This window comes from Roseibium sp. RKSG952 (assembly GCF_009711355.1).
Genome location: NZ_SMMF01000920.1, coordinates 1 through 1,333, shown reverse-complemented (window position 1 = coordinate 1,333; position 1,333 = coordinate 1). Strand labels below are relative to the sequence as shown.

2 protein-coding genes and 1 pseudogene are annotated in these 1,333 nt (G+C 53.5%); 1 reads left to right on the top strand and 2 read right to left on the bottom strand.

Translation table 11 applies throughout. The features are described from left to right. Window positions 1–30: 30 nt before the first annotated feature. Entirely contained in the window at window positions 31–621 is a 591-nt protein-coding gene (locus E1297_RS21085) for a YceI family protein (protein WP_155141954.1), read from the bottom strand. A 93-nt stretch (window positions 622–714) separates the two neighbouring features. Between E1297_RS21085 and E1297_RS21080 the strand changes: the two genes are divergently transcribed. Continuing rightward, window positions 715–1,131, top strand: coding sequence for a MarR family winged helix-turn-helix transcriptional regulator (locus tag E1297_RS21080; RefSeq protein ID WP_196223378.1), 417 nt, complete (start codon window positions 715–717; stop codon window positions 1,129–1,131). Here E1297_RS21080 and E1297_RS21075 read toward each other — a convergent pair. Next, a pseudogene (locus E1297_RS21075) lies at window positions 1,128–1,333 on the bottom strand (MFS transporter); the annotation flags it as partial. The gene E1297_RS21080 and the pseudogene E1297_RS21075 sit on opposite strands and share 4 nt — an antisense overlap.

Below are 1,333 nucleotides of genomic sequence, written 5' to 3'. Positions count from 1 at the left end.
ATGACAAAGGCGGCGACGGGACGCTGGTAGTTATTCCCAGCCACCTTCACGAAGTTCGGCCGAGATCTTGAGCTTTACCGAGTCAGAAGTGCCGGGGGCGAACATACCAACACCATAGTCGCTGCGCAGTAACAGCCCTGTTGCTTCAACACCGACCCAATCACCTTGATAATAATCGAAAAAGCCGCCCAACGGATGGGTGCCCATGAACTTGAGCTCGATATCCAAAGCTGCAGGTTTGGTCTGATCCTTGATCGTCAGGTCACCGATCATGCGCAATGTGTCTGCACCCGTCTGCACGGCTGAGGTCGAGACAAATCGAATCTCCGGAAAGTCCTCGATCGCGAAGAAGTCGTTGCTTTTGAGGTGATCGTTTAGCGGCCCCCAGCCAGTTTCGAGGCTTGAGGCATCAATGGTGATGTTGGCGCTAGTTGCAGCAACGTTTTCTGGATCGAAATCTACAGTACCAGAAAGGGCGGTCCATTCACCGGATTGTTCGGTCAGCCCGGCGTGATTGTAGTAGAAGCGGACTTCGGTATGGCTTTGGTCGAAGTGGTAGGTTTCTGCAACGGCGGGTGAAGCCATTGCGAGTGTTAGAGTGGTTGCGCGCAAAAGGTTCATGGTGTTTCTCAGATTTGCTGTAGTTGATAAATAAAGATGTAAATGCATCTATTAAGGTGCGCAAAGCAAAAATACAGAGCTCGCGGAGGCGTGATGAGCGGATTTGAGAAGAGAGAAGCAGCCTGGATCGCACTGAACCGGACGCGCACGCGGATATTTGCAAGGGCAGAACAGGCACTAGTGGCGGCGGGATATCCGCGCCTGCATTGGTATGACGTCTTGTGGGAGCTCGAGCGAGAGCCGGAAGGTTTGAGACCTAAACAGCTGGAAGAGCAGTTGCTGTTTGATCAATCAAGTTTTTCCAGACAGGTCGCGCGCATGGCGGAAGATGGCTTGCTGACACGACACGCTGTCTCAGGTGACGGTCGTGGCCGCATTTTGCGGATAACCGAGAAAGGCCGGAAGTTGCGTCAGCAGATGTGGGAAATCTATCGGATACACATCGACGAAGGCATTGATGAAGCTCAGCAAAGCAAAGCGTTCACAGCAATAACCGAGCTTGGTGATTAAACTGTTCGCGGGCGCATTGTCAGCCACAATAGCGCGCCACCTGCCAGTGTGAGCAACGGAATCATCGCCAGATTCACAGCTGTCCAGCCTTCGATCGGCGAACCGCCAGAGCAGTTCATCAATCCGCCCGAGGCGAGTGAGGCCAGTGTCACGCCGCCAAACACCAGAAGGTCATTTAGGCCTTGCATCCGACCACGTTCAT

Coding starts and splice junctions, on each gene's coding strand:
- E1297_RS21085 (WP_155141954.1), bottom strand. CDS start 621: ATGAACCTTTTGCGCGCAACCACTCTAACACTCGCAATGGCTTCACCC.
- E1297_RS21080 (WP_196223378.1), top strand. CDS start 715: ATGAGCGGATTTGAGAAGAGAGAAGCAGCCTGGATCGCACTGAACCGG.